The 16,600-nt window shown below is 72.1% G+C and carries 12 protein-coding genes; 8 read left to right on the top strand and 4 right to left on the bottom strand.

All coding sequences use genetic code 11. From position 1 onward, the window contains the following. Positions 1 to 16 precede the first annotated feature (16 nt). A complete protein-coding gene (locus tag SM577_RS22205) occupies positions 17 to 655 on the bottom strand; it encodes a PadR family transcriptional regulator (RefSeq protein WP_088996671.1) in 639 nt (212 codons plus the stop codon). A 174-nt stretch (positions 656 to 829) separates the two neighbouring features. Between SM577_RS22205 and SM577_RS22200 the strand changes: the two genes are divergently transcribed. The 4 genes from SM577_RS22200 to SM577_RS22185 all read left to right on the top strand — a co-directional run bounded on the left by SM577_RS22200 (position 830) and on the right by SM577_RS22185 (position 8,801). After that, positions 830 to 1,297: a DUF5318 domain-containing protein gene (locus SM577_RS22200; RefSeq protein ID WP_474580197.1), complete on the top strand. Its 468-nt coding sequence runs from the start codon at positions 830 to 832 to the stop codon at positions 1,295 to 1,297. Between the two features lie 191 nt (positions 1,298 to 1,488). Continuing rightward, positions 1,489 to 4,377, top strand: coding sequence for a transglycosylase domain-containing protein (locus SM577_RS22195; protein WP_474587876.1), 2,889 nt, complete (start codon positions 1,489 to 1,491; stop codon positions 4,375 to 4,377). A 113-nt stretch (positions 4,378 to 4,490) separates the two neighbouring features. After that, positions 4,491 to 7,190: a transglycosylase domain-containing protein gene (locus tag SM577_RS22190; protein WP_474587875.1), complete on the top strand. Its 2,700-nt coding sequence runs from the start codon at positions 4,491 to 4,493 to the stop codon at positions 7,188 to 7,190. Between the two features lie 114 nt (positions 7,191 to 7,304). Next, on the top strand, positions 7,305 to 8,801 hold the full coding sequence (locus SM577_RS22185) for a glycosyltransferase family 87 protein (RefSeq protein ID WP_474580200.1): 1,497 nt from the start codon (positions 7,305 to 7,307) through the stop codon (positions 8,799 to 8,801). A gap of 122 nt (positions 8,802 to 8,923) precedes the next feature. Here the strand turns inward: SM577_RS22185 and SM577_RS22180 are convergent, their stop codons facing one another. Beyond that, entirely contained in the window at positions 8,924 to 11,386 is a 2,463-nt protein-coding gene (locus SM577_RS22180) for a hypothetical protein (protein WP_474587874.1), read from the bottom strand. Continuing rightward, the gene (locus SM577_RS22175; RefSeq protein ID WP_474580202.1) at positions 11,383 to 12,174 is read right to left on the bottom strand and encodes a deoxyribonuclease IV; all 792 of its coding nucleotides are present in this window, start codon (positions 12,172 to 12,174) and stop codon (positions 11,383 to 11,385) included. The genes SM577_RS22180 and SM577_RS22175 overlap by 4 nt, the downstream gene beginning before the upstream one ends. 637 nt (positions 12,175 to 12,811) lie before the next feature. Here SM577_RS22175 and rpsF point away from each other — a divergent pair. From rpsF to rplI, 4 genes are all read left to right on the top strand, one after another. Then, a complete protein-coding gene (rpsF, locus tag SM577_RS22170; protein WP_076468436.1) occupies positions 12,812 to 13,102 on the top strand; it encodes a 30S ribosomal protein S6 in 291 nt (96 codons plus the stop codon). A gap of 77 nt (positions 13,103 to 13,179) precedes the next feature. Further along, entirely contained in the window at positions 13,180 to 13,707 is a 528-nt protein-coding gene (locus tag SM577_RS22165) for a single-stranded DNA-binding protein (protein ID WP_199235687.1), read from the top strand. Between the two features lie 41 nt (positions 13,708 to 13,748). Continuing rightward, positions 13,749 to 13,988: a 30S ribosomal protein S18 gene (rpsR, locus tag SM577_RS22160; RefSeq protein WP_007073789.1), complete on the top strand. Its 240-nt coding sequence runs from the start codon at positions 13,749 to 13,751 to the stop codon at positions 13,986 to 13,988. A 14-nt stretch (positions 13,989 to 14,002) separates the two neighbouring features. Beyond that, the gene (rplI, locus tag SM577_RS22155) at positions 14,003 to 14,449 is read left to right on the top strand and encodes a 50S ribosomal protein L9 (RefSeq protein WP_302922507.1); all 447 of its coding nucleotides are present in this window, start codon (positions 14,003 to 14,005) and stop codon (positions 14,447 to 14,449) included. Between the two features lie 171 nt (positions 14,450 to 14,620). Here the strand turns inward: rplI and SM577_RS22150 are convergent, their stop codons facing one another. After that, positions 14,621 to 16,285 (bottom strand): hypothetical protein, encoded by a 1,665-nt coding sequence (locus tag SM577_RS22150; protein WP_474587873.1) that lies wholly within the window; start codon positions 16,283 to 16,285, stop codon positions 14,621 to 14,623. Between the last annotated feature and the right edge of the window lie 315 nt (positions 16,286 to 16,600).

Below are 16,600 nucleotides of genomic sequence, written 5' to 3'. Positions count from 1 at the left end.
GCCTCCTTCTTCTTCATCACGGCCGCTCTTTCCTGGACTCTCCAGGCGGAGGCGGGCTGGTGTCTTCTCGTCGGCCGCCGGCCGTCCCGGGCTGCGGGACCGTCGGGGCACGGCCGGAGCGCTCGTTGGCGATGAGCTCCTCCAGCCAGCGAACCTCGCGCTCACAGGCCTCCAGCCCGTGGCGTTGCAGTTCCAGGGTGTACGCGTCGAGGCGCTCGGCCGCCCGGCCGAGCACGTCACGAAGCCCTTCGCGACGCTCCTCGATCTTTCGCCGGCGACCCTCCAGGATGCGCAGTCGGGTCGCCTGGTCGGTCCGGGCGAAGAACGCGAAGTGCACACCGAAGCCCGTGTCGTCGTACGTCTCGGGCCCGGCCTGTGCGATGAGTTGAGCGAAGCGTTCCTTGCCCTCCGCGGTGATTTTGTAGACCACCCGACCTCGTCGGCTGGTCAGCGCGGGAACCTCCTCGGCGGTGGCGGGTGTCTCGGCGGCCTCGGCGATCCAGCCCGCCGCCTGGAGCCGCCGCAGGGTCGGGTAGAGCGAGCCGTAGCTGATCGCCGCCCGGATGGCTCCGAGCTTTGCGGTCAACTCCTTGCGCAGCTCGTAGCCGTGCATCGGAGACTCCTGCAACAGGCCGAGGATGGCGAGCTCGAGCACGGACCACCCTTCCCTTACCCTGTGCGGGGAGTGCTAACCGCCGCGATGTATCGGACCGATACATCGCACGTTAGCGGTTCACCGTGATCAGGGCAAACCCCCAATCCGAGTTCCTGTCGTCACGCATCGTCACCACGGTCGCCTCGTCAGGCGAGACCGCGTACCCTTCTCCGCATGCGTACGCAGCGCCAGGTCGTCGACTACTCGCTCCAGAAGCGGGCGGTGCTGCGTGAGCTCCTCGCCGGGCGGGTCGGCACCTACGACGTCTGCGACGCCTCGCCGTACCTGAAGAACGCTGCTCGGTTCCACGGTGAGCCGACCGACGAGCGGTGCCCGATCTGCCGGAGCGAGAACCTGATCCACGTCCACTACATTTACGGGGACGAACTCAAGCAGTCCGCCGGCCAGGCCCGCACCCTGGCGGAACTGCCCGTGCTGGCGATGACGCTGCGTGAGTTCCAGGTTTTCGTGGTGGAGGTGTGCCTCGGCTGTGACTGGAACCATCTCGTCGAGCAGTTCCTGCTCGGGCGGGACGGGCTCACCGGTGGCGGCGAGGGCGGGCCGGACCAGGACGCGGTGGGTGGCGGCAACGCCGCGGCCGCCGCGCCGGCCACTCGACGGAGGCGAGAGGCGCAACGGTGATCCCAGCTGGATCGGTTGACCCGGTGGAGGAGAGCTGGGGCGACCGACAGCTCGTTGGTCCGAATGGCCCGATTGATACGGAACTGACACCGGCTGATCGGCACGTGTGTGCCGCCGTGGCGGGTGTCTCAACTCACGGCAACCCGGTGGCGGCGCATCCGCGCTCCACCGCGACCGGCAGGGTGTGAGGAATGAACTCGTACGGCGATCCCAGTTCTTCGCGTGGGCGGGCCCAGATCCCGGGCCAGAACGGCGACCCGGGACGGGCGGACGACGCGTACGGCCGCGGTGGTGAGCCGCGCGCGAACGGTTGGGCGGCCGCGGACGGTTCGGCCCCGGCCGGCCGGGCCTCGGTGGGGCCGCGGGGCGGGGCGGGTGGCCGAGCCTCGGTCGGCGGTTCGGCCGCTGTGCCCCCGCGCGGCGGCTCGGCGGCGGGTTCCGCCTCCGTCGGGCGCGCCGGCCGGGCCTCGGTCCCGGTCTCCCCGGCGCCCGGCGGTGGCCGGGCGGGCGCGGGTCGGGCCACGGTGCCGGTCTCCCCGGCGCCGGGCGGTCCGGCCGGGCGGGCCACGGTCGGAGCCGCCGCGGTGGGTGCGGCGTCGGCCGGGCGGGCCCGGGTAGGCGGGTCGGCGGCGGTGGCCCGGGCCAGCGTGTCGCCGGTCTCCGGCGGGCCGGGTGGCCCCGGCGGGCCGACCGGTCCCGGTCGGGGTGGTCGTGGCGCGGGTGACCCGGCCGCGGCGGCCCGGGCGCGCAAGCGCAAGCGGATGAACATGCTGATCGCCGGCTTCGCGGTGTTCATCATGCTGGCCGGCCTCGGCGTCGTGGGCTTCACCTACTACTCCACCAACGTGGTGCTGCCCGAGGACACCGACCCGCCGCAGGCGACCACCATCTACGCCTACGACAACAAGACGATCATCGCCAAGCTGGGCGAGGAGAACCGCACCCTGGTCACCATCGACCAGATCCCGCAGCACGTGCAGGACGCGGTGGCGGCGGCCGAGGACCGGAACTTCTACAAGCACTCGGGTGTGGACTACAAGGGCATCGCCCGGGCCGCGTGGAACAACTTCACCGGCGGCGACAAGCAGGGCGCCTCGACCATCACCCAGCAGTACGCCCGCAACGCCTACGACAACCTGAACGACGACACGTACGCGCGGAAGGTGAAGGAGGCGATCCTCGCCTCCAAGCTCAACGACAAGTACACCAAGCCGCAGATCATGCAGCACTACCTGAACGTGATCTACTTCGGCCGCGGCGCGTACGGCATCCAGGCGGCGGCGCAGACGTACTTCAAGAAGGACGTCAGCAAGCTGACCGTCGCCGAGGGCGCGGTGCTGGCCGCGCTGATCAAGCAGCCGCAGGCCACCGCCACCCACAAGGGTTACGACCCGGCGGTCAACCCGACCGACGCGCAGGGCCGCTGGCAGTACGTCATCGACGGCATGGTCGCCGAGGGCTGGCTGGACGCGCCCGGCCGGCCGCAGCGGCCGACCGAGTACCCGAAGAACATCCAGAAGCCGAACAAGGGCGCCATCGGGGTGGACTTCGGCGTGAACACGCCCCAGGGCAACGTGATCAACTACGTCCGGGACGAGATGCGCGAGAAGGGCCTCTGCGTCGAGAGCGAGGCCGACGTCACCGACGCCAAGCCGCTCTGCTCGCAGGCGCTGATGGCCGGTGGCTACCGGATCCGCACCACCATCGACAAGAAGATCCAGGACGCGGCGGTCGCGGTCGCCCAGCGCAAGGCCAAGGATTCCGAGCTGAACGGCCAGCCGGCGAACCTGATGGCGGCGGTGGTGGCGGTCGAGCCGAAGACCGGCCGGGTGCTCGCCTACTACGGCGGCGACAACGGCACCGGCACCGACTACGCCGGCAAGAACACCGACTCCAACGGCAACGTCACCGGCGGCCACTCGCCGGGTTCGAGTTTCAAGATCTACACGTTGGCGGCGGCGCTCAAGGAGGGCAAGGCGCTCGAGTCGCGCTGGAAGGGCCGGGCCTTCACGCCGCCGGGCACGAAGTTCAAGGTCAGCAACGCCGGCGTGGACAACCCCTCCTGCGGCAACTCCTGCACGCTGAAGGTCTCCACGCTGAAGTCGCTGAACGTGCCCTTCTACCACGTGACCGAGGACATTGGGCCGGACAAGGTCATCCAGATGGCCAAGGATGCCGGGGTCAGCACCATCTGGCGGTCGGACACCAACCCGCCGAAGGCGTACGACCTCACCAGCAGCGACCCGGAGAAGATCGCGCACCCCAACGGGCCGTTCTTCCACGTCGTTGGTTACGGCCAGTACCCGATCACCGTGCTGGACCACGCCAACGGGGTCGCCACCTTCGCCAACCAGGGCGTCTACCACAAGGCGCACTTCCTCTACAGCGTCGAGAAGCTGGACAAGAACACCGGCAAGTGGGTGAAGGTCCCCGGCGGCGGCGAGAAGCTCAAGGGCGAGCAGCGGATCCCGAAGGACGTCGTGGCCGACGTGACCTCGGTGCTGGAGCAGTACCCGGCCCAGGTCAACCACCGGCTCGACGACGGCCGGAAGGCCGCCTCCAAGACCGGTACCTGGGAGCAGAAGCCGGACAGCCCGGAGAACGGCGACGCCTGGATGATCGGCTACACGCCGCAGATCGCCACCGCGGTCTGGGTGGGCAACGTCAAGGAGCGCAAGCCGCTCAAGATGAAGAACGGCACCCGGATCAGTGGCGGCAACCTGCCGGGCACCATCTGGGAACGGTTCATGGACGAGGCGCACAAGGTCAAGGACTGGGACAAGCTCGACTTCCCGCCCGCGGCCAACGTCGGTGACCCGGAGTCCGGCAACGGCGAGGCGCCGCCCCCGCCGACCGTCCCGCAGAACCCGCCGGGCTGCCCGAACCCGCTGAACCCGTTCTGCCCGCGCGACGGCAACAACGGCGGCGGCAACGACGGTGGTGGCAACGACGGCGGCGGCAACGACGGTGGCGGCAACAACGGCGGCGGTGGCAACAACGGCGGCACGACGAACCCGTTCGGTGGCGTCGGGGGCGGACTGTTGCCCAGCACACCACCCCGCACCACTGCGGGCTACTGAGGCCGGGAACGCCGCCGGCGGCCGGAGAGATCCGGTCGCCGGCGGCGTTTCGCGTCCCCGCCACGACGTGAGAGGGGCACGCGGGGCCGGCTCGTGCGGCAGGATGCGGTTTCATGAGCACGAGTGGAGTGGACGGTCATCCCGGTTCCCCACGCGGGCGGGCCCGGATTCCGGGTCGCCACGGCGATCCGGCGCCGGCGGACGCGTACCGCCGCACAGGCGGTGAGCCGCCCGGGCGGGTCGGACCGGCGGCCGGGGGTACCGCCCCGGTCGGTCGCCCCGGCAGGGTCTCGATGCCACCCGCCGCTGGCGGTCGGGCCGGGCGGGCCACGGTCGGTGGCGCCCCGGCAGGTGCGGCGCCGGCCGGGGGACGGGCCCGGGTCGGCGGTTCGGCGGCGGTGGGCGCTCGGGCGTCGGTGGCCCGGGCCACCGTGCCGCCGGCCGCCGGCGGGCCGGGTGGGCCGGCCGGTCCGGTCGGTCCCGGCGGCGGCAGGCGCGGCGCGGGCGGTCCGGCCGCGGCCCGGCCACCCAGGCGCAAGCGAAAACGGCTGAACACGCTGGTCGCGGGGTTCGCGGTCCTCATCATGCTGGCCGGGCTCGGCGTCGTCGGCTTCACCTGGTACTCGACCCGGGTGGTGCTGCCGAACGAGGTGCCGCTGCCGCTCTCCACCACCGTGTACGCCGCGGACGGCAAGAGCATCGTGGCGAAGCTCGGCAGCGAGAACCGCACGTTCGTCACCATCGACCAGATCCCGCAGCACGTGCAGGACGCGGTGGCGGCGGCCGAGGACCGGAACTTCTACAAGCACTCCGGGGTGGACTACAAGGGCATCGCCCGGGCCGCGTGGAACAACTTCACCGGCGGCGACAAGCAGGGCGCCTCGACCATCACCCAGCAGTACGCCCGCAACGCGTTCGACAACCTCCAGGACGACACGTACGGCCGGAAGGTGAAGGAGGCGATCCTCGCCTCCAAGCTGAACGACAAGTACACCAAGCCGCAGATCATGCAGCACTACCTGAACGTGATCTACTTCGGCCGCGGCGCGTACGGCATCGAGGCGGCGGCACAGACGTACTTCAACACCTCCGCGGCGAAGCTGACCCCGGCCCAGGGCGCGGTGCTCGCCGCCCTCATCAAGCAGCCCGTCGCCAGCCAGACCCACCAGGGTTACGACCCGGCGGTCAACCCGACCGACGCCCGGTCCCGCTGGCAGTACGTCATCGACGGCATGGTCGCCGAGGGCTGGCTGGACGCGCCCGGCCGACCGGACCGGCCCACCGAGTACCCCAAGGTGCTGCCCCCGCCGAAGGACGGCAACGGGTTCGGCGTGAAGACCCCGAGCGGCAACGTGGTCAACTACGTCCGGCAGGAACTGGAGCAGTGGGGGATCTGCTCCGACTCCGGTGCGCCGGGGAAGCCGGCCTGCGTCGACGAGCTGCGCGACGGCGGCTACCGGATCAAGACCACCATCGACTGGAAGCTGCAGAAGGCGCTGGAGGCGGCGGCCCAGCCGGACAGGAAGGGCTCGGTGCTGCACGGGCAGCCGAAGAACCTGATGGCGGCGGCGGTCTCCATCGACCCGGGCAACGGCCGGGTGCTGGCCTACTACGGCGGGGACAGCGGCGCCGACTTCGACTACGCGGGGAAGAACACCAACGCCAACGGCGACGTCGTCGGCGGGCACCCGCCGGGCTCGTCGTTCAAGGTGTACACCCTGGCCGCCGCGATCGACGCCGGCATCTCGGTCAAGTCGCACTGGGACGCCACCCCGTTCAAACCGAGCGGGTTCAAGGACAAGGTGCAGAACGCCGGCCGGGGCGCGGGCGTGTGCGGCAAGTGGTGCACCCTGGAGGAGTCGACGATCCGGTCGTACAACGTGCCGTTCTTCCACGTCACCGAGGAGATCGGCCCGGACCGGGTGGTCGAGATGGCCAAGCGCGCCGGGGTCGGCACGATGTGGACCGTCGATCCGCCCAAGCCGTACGACCTCACCGCGTCCGAGGCGGCGGAACTCGCGCCGCGCCGGTTCGACCGGGTGGTGGGCTACGGCCAGTACCCGATCACCGTGCTCGACCACGCCAACGGGCTGGCCACCCTGGCCAACGACGGGAAGTACAACAAGGCGCACTTCGTGCTGTCGGTGGAGAAGCAGGACAAGACCACCGGCGAGTGGGTCAGCGTGCCCGGCACCGGGGAGAAGCTGCACAAGACCGGCGGCCAGCAGCGGATCCGCGCGGAGGTGGCCCGCGAGGTGACCGCGGTGCTGAAGGAGATCCCGGAGAAGAACAACGCCGACCTCGACGGCGGCCGGGACGCCGCCGGCAAGACCGGCACCTGGGAGCACAACGGCACGCCGCGCAACGCGCACGCCTGGATGGTCGGGTACGACAGGAACGTCGCCACCGCGGTCTGGGTCGGCAGCCGGGACGCGAAGAAGCCGACGATCGTCGACGACGACGGCAACGACATCGGTGGCAGCAGCTTCCCGGCGAAGCTGTGGAAGCGGTACATGGACGCCGCGCTCAAGGGCAAGGCCAACGCCGACCTGCCGGCCGTCACCGGAATGGGTGACGCGGACACCGGCAACGGCACCGAGCCGGCCCCGCCGTCGCCGCCACCGACCCAGCCGTCGACGCCGCCCGGCTGCCCGGACGTACTGAACCCGCTCTGTCCGCCGGACGGCGGCGACAACGGCGGCGGCAGACCGACCGGCCCGACCCTCCCGGCCACGCCACCGCCGCCCGACAACGGCGGGACCGGCGGCGGGCTGTCGCCCACCACCCCGCCGCGCACGACCGGGCGGTACTGACCCCACCGGCTCCGCCGGCGGCCGACGACAACGCCGGCCGCCGGCGGCGTTTCGGGTACGACAAGTCGGGCGGGACGGGACGCGGAGCCCGCGCGTACGGCAGGATGCTCCTTCATGAGCACGCAGTCGACGCGCGGCATCGACGAGGCCCCCGACCACCCGTCCCGCTCCGACGGGTTCGTCCGCGGGCTCTCCGGACTGATCGGCGGCCCACTGGGTGACCACGCGACCGCGCTGGACCGACCGGCCGGGCGCGAGCGCCGGTTCTGGACGGCCGCCCGGATCGTGCTGGCCCTGGTCTGCCTGACCCTGGCCCTGCACTGGGTGCAGAAGTCGCCGTGCCAGGACGGTGCCTGGCAGAACAACGTGCAGTACACCCGGTTCTGCTACACCGACGTGCTGGCGCTCTACTACGCCGAGGGCCTCAACGAGGGGAAGGTCCCCTACCGCGACCACCCCGTCGAGTACCCGGTGCTCACCGGCTACTTCATGGGCGCGCTGGGCCTGCCGGTGCACGCGCTCGGCGACGGCGACCCCCAGCTCAACCAGGGCCAGTGGTTCTACAACCTGAACGCGCTGGTGCTCGGCGCGCTGGCGGTGGCCACCGTCGCGGTGATCCTCGCCCTGCGCCGCCGCCGACCCTGGGACGCCGCGCTCTTCGCGCTCGCACCCGCGCTGCTGCTCACCGCCACCGTCAACTGGGACCTGCTGGCCATCGGGCTGGCCGCGTTCGGGCTGCTCGCCTGGGCGCGGAGCCGACCCGTCCTGGCCGGCGCCCTGCTCGGCCTGGCCGGAGCGGCCAAGCTGTGGCCGCTGTTCATCCTCGGCCCGGTGCTGGTGCTCGCCCTGCGCGCCGGACGGCTGCGCGCCGCGCTCACCGCCATCGGCAGCGCCGTCGTCGCGCTGGTGGCGGTCAACCTGCCGGTGGCCATCCCCTACCGGGAGAACTGGGACCGGTTCTTCGAACTCAACACCGAACGCGCGATCGACTGGGGCACCCTCTGGTACATCGGCCGCTACCTGGACAACAAGGTGGGCAGCCCGGACCCGACCAGCCTCGGCCCGTTCGAGTGGCTCAACGTCAACATCCCCACCCTGAACGCGCTCTCGTACGCCCTCTTCGGGCTGGCCTGCCTCGGCGTTGCCGCGCTGGCGCTGGCGGCGCCACGCCGTCCCCGGCTCGCCCAGCTCGCGTTCCTGGTGGTCGCCGCGTTCCTGATCTTCAGCAAGGTGTGGTCGCAGCAGTTCGTGCTCTGGCTGCTGCCGCTGGCCGTGCTGGCCCGCCCGAAGTGGGGCGCCTTCCTGGCCTGGCAGGCGGCCGAGGTCTGCTACTTCGTGGCCTTCTACGGCGAACTGCTCGGCGCGGCCACCGCCCGGCCGGTGTTCCCGGAGGGGGTCTTCGTGTTCGCCGCCACGCTGCGGCTGACCACGGTGGTGGTGCTCTGCGCGCTGGTCATCCGGGAGATCATGCGCCCGGAACTGGACCCGGTCCGCACCACCTACCCGGACGACCCGGACGGCGGGGTGCTCGACGGCGCCCCGGACGCCGGGTGGCTCGACCACTGGCGACACCGCCCGGTCGAGCCCGCGCCCGCGCCGGCCACGCCCTAGACGCGCAGGTCCGCGACGGCCTGGCAGCGCCAAGGGTTGTCGGGAGCCCACCCGGCGGAGGGATCAAGCGTGACCGCCCGGAGCCGGGCGGGCTCCCCGCACCCCACCGCAACCGGTCCGGCTCAGAGACGGAAGACCACTACCTGGCCGATCTCCTCGCGGGTGATGTCGAGCCCGTCCACCGGCGCGTCGATGGTGATCTCCCACGGCGTGCCGGCCACCTGGTCGCGCATCAGCAGCACGTTGCGTACACCGAGGGTGCGCAGGTAGTCGACGCTGGTCTGGTCGGGGAAGGCGACCGACACCCGGCGCACCTCGTCGAGCTGGCGCGGGGTGAAGCCGCTGCCCCCGTTGACCACGTCCTGGAACCGGCTGGTCGACCAGAGCATCACCGGCTGGTCGAGGCTCTGGTTGCTGGGCAGCACCAGCAGCGGGCCGTCCACCGTCCGCATCGCGGCCGGCTGCGGCGGCACCACCGGGTGCGGGGTGGTGTTCAGCCCTTCGAGGATCACCAGCAGCAGCGGCACCAGCGTGGCCAGCCGCAGCCCCGGGCTCGGCCAGGACGGAATCCGCTCGGCGGAGATCTCGCGTACCCGGGCGGCGAACGCGCTCACCGCGCCGGCCGCGAGCAACCCGAGCAGCAGCGTGGTCCAGAGCATCAGCCGGCCGGGCGTCCGCAGGCCGTTCCAGCCCGGCAGGTGCTCGAAGAGCGGCACGTAGGTGAACGTGCCGTCGAAGAACCGGGTGCCCATGGCGAGCACCATGGTCACCACCACCCCGGCGAGCAGCAGCAGCCGGTGGCGCAGCTTCCACACCGAGAAGAAGAGCCCGCCGATGGCGAGCGCGTAGAGCACGTAGCCGGGCAGCAGGGTCATCTCCGGGTGCCACGGCAGCGTGGCCCGGGCGCCCTCGTGCAGGCTTCCCCACACCCGGGACTCGGCTGGCGCGGTCAGGAAGCCGACGGCCGGCGGCGAGAAGATCGAGATGTCGCCGATGGTGCGCTCCGCCTGCGGGTGCAGCTCCGCCACCTTGAAGTAGGGCAGGGCCATCAACAGGCCGACCGCGGCGAAGAGCGCGCCGCCGACCACGTCCGCCTGGAACAGCCGGCGCCCGAACGGACGCTTCTCCGGCCGGATCACCCAGCGCCGCAGGAACCAGGTCACGGCCGCGACCAGGACCGTCCCACCGAGGAAGTACGCGAACGGCAGCCCGATGCCGAAGCCGAGACTGAGCTGCCAGGCCGCCACCGACCAGCCGGCGTAGACCCAGCCGACGCGCCGGCGCTCGGGGCGGTAGCCGTGGCGCAGCGAGTAGCCGTGCCCGCGGGCCAGCATGGCCAGCGCCAGCGGGATGCCGCCGTTGGAGACCACGTGCAGGTGGCCGGCCTGGGCCAGTAGCCACGGCGCGTAGGCGTAGCTGACCCCGGCCACCGCCGAGCCGATCCGGCCCGCGCCGAGCTGCCGCGCCAGCGCGTACGCCCCGAGCGTGGCGAGCGCGTGCGCCAGCACGAAGATGATGTTGTAGCGGAGGATGGCGGCCTCGGGGCCGATGCCGAGCATGCCGGCCGGCGCGTAGCCGAGCAGGGTGTCGGAGAAGGCGAAGCTCCAGGACTCCGGGAAGAACGCGTTCGCGTGCCAGAGCTGCGCCGGGTCGGTCCGCAGGATGTGCCCCGACCACGCCATCTGCCAGGCCTGCAGGCTCGGGTCCCAGTAGTCCTGCGGCAGCGTGTGGCGCGGGTAGCGCAGGGTGGGCCAGGTCAGCAGCACGGCCAGCACCAGCGAGCCGACGGTGGCCAGGGTCCACTCGTGGATCAGGCCGCGACCGACCGCCCGACCGATCCGCCGGACCCGGGTGGGCACCGGCTCGGGCGCCGGCGCGAAGGCGGCCCACGGGTCGGCGTCGCCGTCCGTGCCGTCCCCGGTCTTGCCGTCCCGGGTCTTGCCGTCCCCGGTCTTACCGTCCGTGGTCTTGCCGGGTCTGCCCTTGCCGTCCGTGGTGCCGTCGGGGTCGCTCCCGCCGGTTCCGGCCTTGCCGTCGGCGTCGCTGCCGTCCGTGAGCTTGCCGGACGTGCCGCTGCCGCCCGTGGTTATGCCGGAGGCACTGCTGCCGCCCGCGTTCTTGCCGGCGGCGCCGCTGCCGTCGGCGGTCTGGTCTGAGGCGCTGCTGCCGCCCGTGGTCTTGTCCGAGGCACCGCTGCCGCCCGTGGTCTTGTCGGACGTGCCGCGGTCGTCGGTGGACTTGCCGCCCGTGCGCTTGCCTTCGGCGGTCTCGCCGGATCCGGCCTGGCTGCCGGGCTCGGGGCTGCCGTCCGTGGTGCTGCCGGGCGCGCTCCCGCCGGTTCCAGCCGCGCCGTCCGCGCCCTTGTCGGTGGCGCTCTTGTCGGCGGCGGGCCTTCCTGCGGCGGCCTGGCCGGAGGTGCCGCGGCCCGCCGTGGTCCGGCCGCCCGCGTCCCGGGCGCCGGCGTCGCTGCCCGATCCGGCCCCACCGGGCGCGGGCTGCTCCGCCCGCGTGCGGTCGGCGTCGCTCTGGGCGCCGGACGCGTCGGTCGGCTGCGGTCCGCCGGCGGCGGACTGGTCCGTCGTCATGCCGCCGGGCTCTCCGTCCCGAGCTGCTCCCGGAGGAAGGCGATGTCGGCGGACTGGCCGGTCACCCCGCCCGGGGTTTCCACGATCACCGGGGCGCCGGCCGCGCGGATCACCGCGACCACCAGTTCCGGGTCGATCGTGCCGCCGTCGAGGTTGTCGTGCCGGTCCTGGCCGGAGCCGAACGCGCCCTTGGAGTTGTTGGCGTGCACCAGGTCGATCCGGCCGGTGATCGCCTTGACCCGGTCCACCAGACCGAGCAGCTCCTCGCCGCCGGCGTGCGCGTGGCAGGTGTCCAGACAGAAGCCGACACCGTAGTCGCCGACCGCGTCCCACAGCCGGGCGAGCGCGTCGAGGCGGCGGGCGCAGGCGTTGTCGCCGCCGGCGGTGTTCTCGATCAGGACCGGTACCCCGAAGCCGCCCGACTCCGCCGCGTACGCGAAGGTCTTGCGCCAGTTGTCGAAGCCCACCGCGAGGTCGTCACCGGCGTTGACGTGCCCGCCGTGCACGATGAGCCCCTTGGCGTCGATCGCCGCGGCCGCCTGCGCGTGCCCGAGCAGCAGCTTGCGGCTCGGGATCCGGATCCGGTTGTTCAGGGTGGCCACGTTGATGACGTACGGCGCGTGCACGTAGAGGTCGACGTCGGCGGCCCGCAGCCGCTCCGCGTCCTCCCGGGGCTTCGGCGCCTTCCACCCCTGCGGGTCGGCGAGGAAGAACTGCACTGCCTCGGCCGCTCGGGCGGTCGCCTCCGCCAGCGGGTCGGTCGGATCGACGTGTGCTCCGATACGCATGCAGGGGAGCCTACGTCGCGCGCCCGACAACCGGGGTGACGCCCGCCCCCGAATCGGGCCGTCCGCGTCACCGGACCGGCCGGCACTCGTTGAGCGGAGTGGGATCGACGGTCGGCTCTCCGATAGGTCGTGGCGCACCTCGTGCCGCCCGCCGCCGTGGACCGTCGCCACAGCGGGCCAGCCCCGTCGCGCGGCCCGGCGCGACGGGGTGCGCCCCACCGGCGAACCGGCCCTTCCCGAGGTGCTCGAAAGAAATTGTCGGAGATTTAGCCATTTACCCCGACAAGCGGCGAGTTCCGACGTATCGTCGGGTAACAACATGATAAAGCTCCGCGGGGCGTCCCCGGTCCAACCTCATCGGTGTGGTCGTTCCTCCCCAGGTCCCACCCAAGGAATGCGGACGGGACGCCCCGCGGCCTCGGTGACGGGGGCCGGCCACGACAGTGCTGTCGCGGCGGCCCCCGTTACCGCGTCCGGCGCCGGCCGCGACCTGCCCGGGCATGATCGTCCGGACCGGGTATCCTGGTCCGGTTGTCCGCGTCCGGGCGGGATCCCCCGACTCCGGAGCGGGCCACGACGCACGACCTCCTGCCACGGAAGGACCGTGGCCGCTTAGCCCACAGGAGGTGAGCACGTCTTGCGTCATTACGAGATCATGGTGATCCTCGACCCCAGCCTCGAGGAGCGCACCGTCGCCCCGTCGCTCGACACGTACCTGAACGTGATCCGGACCGCGGGTGGCTCGGTGGAGAAGACCGACGTGTGGGGCCGCCGGCGCCTCGCGTACGAGATCAACAAGAAGGCCGAGGGCATCTACGCCGTCATCGACCTGCAGGCGACGCCTGCGGCGGTGGCCGAGCTGGACCGTCAGCTGCGACTCAACGAGTCGGTGCTGCGCACCAAGGTCATCCGGCCGGAGATGCGCTGAGCATTCCCCGGTAACGCCCGGATCAGCCTCATCGGCCTGTCGGAGGGTTCTGAGAACCTGTACGGCAGAACGGATGAGTGCGCGAGGAGATGGTCATGGCAGGAGACACCACCATCACGGTCATCGGCAACCTGACCGATGACCCCGAGTTGCGGTTCACCCCCTCCGGTGCCGCGGTCGCCAAGTTCCGGGTCGCCTCGACGCCCCGGTTCATGGACAAGGCGTCCGGCGAGTGGAAGGACGGCGAGCCGTTGTTCCTCTCGTGCACGGTCTGGCGGCAGGCCGCCGAGCACGTCGCGGAGTCGCTCCAGCGCGGCACCCGTGTGATCGTGTCCGGCCGGCTGCGCCAGCGGTCCTACGAGACCCGCGAGGGTGAGAAGCGCACCGTCATCGAGCTCGAGGTCGACGAGATCGGCCCGTCGCTGCGCTACGCCACGGCGAAGGTGCAGAAGATGTCCCGCTCCGGTGGCGGTGGCGGCGGCTTCGGTGGCGGTGGTGGCCAGGGCGGCGGAGGCAACTTCGACGACCCCTGGGCCTCGGCTGCCCCCGCGCCCTCCCGTTCCGGTTCGGGCGGCGGAAACTTCGACGAGGAGCCCCCGTTCTAATGGCGCCGAGCGCCCGCGATCGCAAACCAGGAGCAAGAGCAATGGCCAAGGCTGCGGCACTGCGCAAGCCGAAGAAGAAGGTGAACCCGCTCGACAAGGACGGGATCACCTACATCGATTACAAGGACACCGCGCTGCTGCGCAAGTTCATCTCCGACCGCGGCAAGATCCGCGCTCGGCGGGTGACCGGCGTCACCTCGCAGCAGCAGCGGCAGATCGCCCGTGCGGTCAAGAACGCCCGTGAGATGGCGCTCCTGCCGTACACCGCGACGGCGCGCTGAGAGGAGGCACCGACATGAAGATCATCCTGACTCAGGAGGTGTCCGGCCTCGGTGCCCCGGGCGACATCGTGGAGGTCAAGGACGGCTACGGCCGTAACTACCTGCTGCCGCAGGGCTTCGCGATCGCCTGGACCAAGGGTGCGGAGAAGCAGGTCACGCTCATCAAGCGCGCCCGCTCCGCCCGGGAGATCCGCGACCTCGGTCACGCCAACGAGGTCAAGGACCAGCTCGAGGGTCTCAAGGTCAACCTGAAGGCCCGCGCCGGCGACGGTGGCCGGCTCTTCGGCTCGGTCACCCCGGCCGAGATCGTCGACGCCGTCAAGGCGGCTGGCGGTCCGGTCCTCGACCGCCGTCGGCTGGAGCTGCCGGGTCACATCAAGTCGATCGGCTCCTACCCGGTGCGCATCAGGCTGCACCCCGAGGTGACCGCCAAGTTCGACCTCAACGTCGTCCAGGGCTGACACCCACCAGCACCACAGCAGGGCCCCGCACCGGTCGACCGGTGCGGGGCCCTGCTTCGTCCGCACGTACCGCGGCGGTGCGAGCCCAGCTGGATGGAGCGCCCGGCAGCGCGGTGCGTCCGGCCGGGTGGAGCGCCCGGGACGGCGCGGCAGCGGGGGCGTCGCGGAGCGTCAGCCGATGGGTTGGCCGGTTATCGCGCTGATCATCACCGTGGACAGCCCGCCACCCACCACCGCCGCGGCGAGCGCCACCGTGGTCGACCGCCAGGTGGTCCCCACCCGCCGCAGCAGCAGCGCCACCACCAGGCTGCTCGCCAACGCCAGCCCGAAGCGCGGCATGCCCTCCAGCATCGAACCGAGCGCCCGCGAGCGCGGCGAGTCGCAACCACCGCCGCTGATGTCGGTGACACAACCGGCCGGCGCCTGACCGTCGAGGGTCAGCAACCAGAAGAAGACCATGACGGCCGGCAGCAGGTAGCAGGCCGCGGTGTAGAGCAGCGGCCGCAACGAACCGCCCTGATCCGGGTCGAGCAGGTCGTCCTCGAGACGCCGTGACCAGGCTGCCGGATCTGCCCGGCGTACGGCCGTCGGCGTGCCGGCCCGCGAAGAGCCGACCGGATCGGCGCGGCGTGGCGCGGAGCGGGGCCGCGGCGCGGTGTAGCCGACCACCGGCGAGCGCGGCGCCGACACCGGTGCGTCCACCCAGCGGGGATCGTCGCCGGCCAGCCGGGTGCCGGACCAGAAACCCTCCTCCGGCCCGTCCTGCCCCGGCCACGACCAGGGGCCGGCGGGGCCGACGGACCGCGGCGGCGCCGTCCGGTCCCACCCCTCGTCGGGATACCGGTCCCACTGGCCCGTGCTGTCGGGCTGGTGCCACTGGCCGGTGCTGTCGGGCTGGTGCCACTGGCCGGTGCTGTCCGGCTCGTCCCACCGGCCGGTGCCCGACGTCCGGTCCCAGCGGTCCGCGCCGGCGGCCGGCTGCCACGCGTGCATCCCCGAGGCGTCCCACGGATCCACCGCCGGGCGGTACGCCGGCTCGTCCGGCTCCGCGCTCCGCTCCCAGGGGTCGACGCTCGGCCGCGCCCAGGGCTCGGCCGACGCCCACCGGGCCCGCCGCGACGGCCGCTCCACCTCCGGCTCGACGGTGCCGCCGGTGCTCTCCTCCTCACCGCCGGACCAGATCACCGGCTGCTGCCGGGACGGCGTGCGGCGCGGGCGGCTCTGCGGCGGGATCGCGGAGACCGGGTCGTCATCGGCCCGCCGGCTGCCCACGTAGCCCTGCTCCTGCGGGCGGTCGAAGGTCCACTCGCGGGTGTGGTCCGACGCGGGGCCGGCCTCGATCGCCGGCACCTCGCGCCAGCTGGTCTCGGCGACGCGACGCCAGCCGGTGCCGCCCTCGCCCGTCCGCCAGTCACCCGTCGACCCGGGTGTCCCCCAGTCGCGCCCGGGCTCGTTTGCCCGCCAGTCGCTCGCGGACCCGCCTGTCCGCCAGTCGCTCGGGGTCCCGCCCGTTCCCCAGTCGTTGCCGGTGTCGGTCGGTGTCCGCCAGTCACCGCCGGAGGAGGGCGGGGCGATGTCGTCGTCGTCCGGGGCGGCGTGGCGGCCACCGCCGTCGGCGCTGCGTACGCCCGACTCCAGCGCCCAGCGCGGCAGGTAGGTCTCGACCGGCTCCTGCTGGCCGCGTTCGATCGCCCGGCGGCGGCTCGGGGTGCGGTAGCCCTCGGCGTCAACGGAGTAGGGATCGGCCGGGAACGCACCGGCGGGCTCGTCCCGGCGGGCGACCGATCGTCGCTCGCGCGGACCGTCCTCTCCGCGTCCCCAGTCCCGGTAACTCACGGCCGGAGCGTGACCCTTCTCAACCGATGGCGCAATCCGCTGTCCAGGTGTAGCCGTTCGCTGGAGATAGTACGGGACGATCGACCCACGGGATCGACCGAAAACTTCTCCTCCACAGGGTGGGGATCGTGTTTCCCCAGGTCAGAGCGGTACGGCCAGGAATTCCCCAGCCGTTGTCCACAGCCTGTGCACACCCTGCGCACATGCTCGCCCATCGGCGTCCACAGGTTGTCCCGAGGCTCGTCCACCGCGGCTGTTGAGCGGCTGAGCTCGGGTTCCGTATGGTTACCCCCCGACCGACCGCGCGATGACCCC

This window comes from Micromonospora desertarenae (assembly GCF_056150265.1).
Note: the sequence above shows the minus strand (reverse complement) of the source record. Positions and strands in the feature narration are given on the sequence as shown.

What these genes read in the sequence shown, in the direction of transcription:
- SM577_RS22195 (WP_474587876.1), top strand. Translation starts at nt 1,489, where the DNA reads ATGAACTCGTACGGCGATCCCAGTTCTTCGCGTGGGCGGGCCCAGATC.
- SM577_RS22190 (WP_474587875.1), top strand. Translation starts at nt 4,491, where the DNA reads ATGAGCACGAGTGGAGTGGACGGTCATCCCGGTTCCCCACGCGGGCGG.
- SM577_RS22200 (WP_474580197.1), top strand. Translation starts at nt 830, where the DNA reads ATGCGTACGCAGCGCCAGGTCGTCGACTACTCGCTCCAGAAGCGGGCG.
- SM577_RS22185 (WP_474580200.1), top strand. Translation starts at nt 7,305, where the DNA reads ATGAGCACGCAGTCGACGCGCGGCATCGACGAGGCCCCCGACCACCCG.
- rplI (WP_302922507.1), top strand. Translation starts at nt 14,003, where the DNA reads ATGAAGATCATCCTGACTCAGGAGGTGTCCGGCCTCGGTGCCCCGGGC.
- rpsR (WP_007073789.1), top strand. Translation starts at nt 13,749, where the DNA reads ATGGCCAAGGCTGCGGCACTGCGCAAGCCGAAGAAGAAGGTGAACCCG.
- SM577_RS22180 (WP_474587874.1), bottom strand. Translation starts at nt 11,386, where the DNA reads ATGACGACGGACCAGTCCGCCGCCGGCGGACCGCAGCCGACCGACGCG.
- SM577_RS22175 (WP_474580202.1), bottom strand. Translation starts at nt 12,174, where the DNA reads ATGCGTATCGGAGCACACGTCGATCCGACCGACCCGCTGGCGGAGGCG.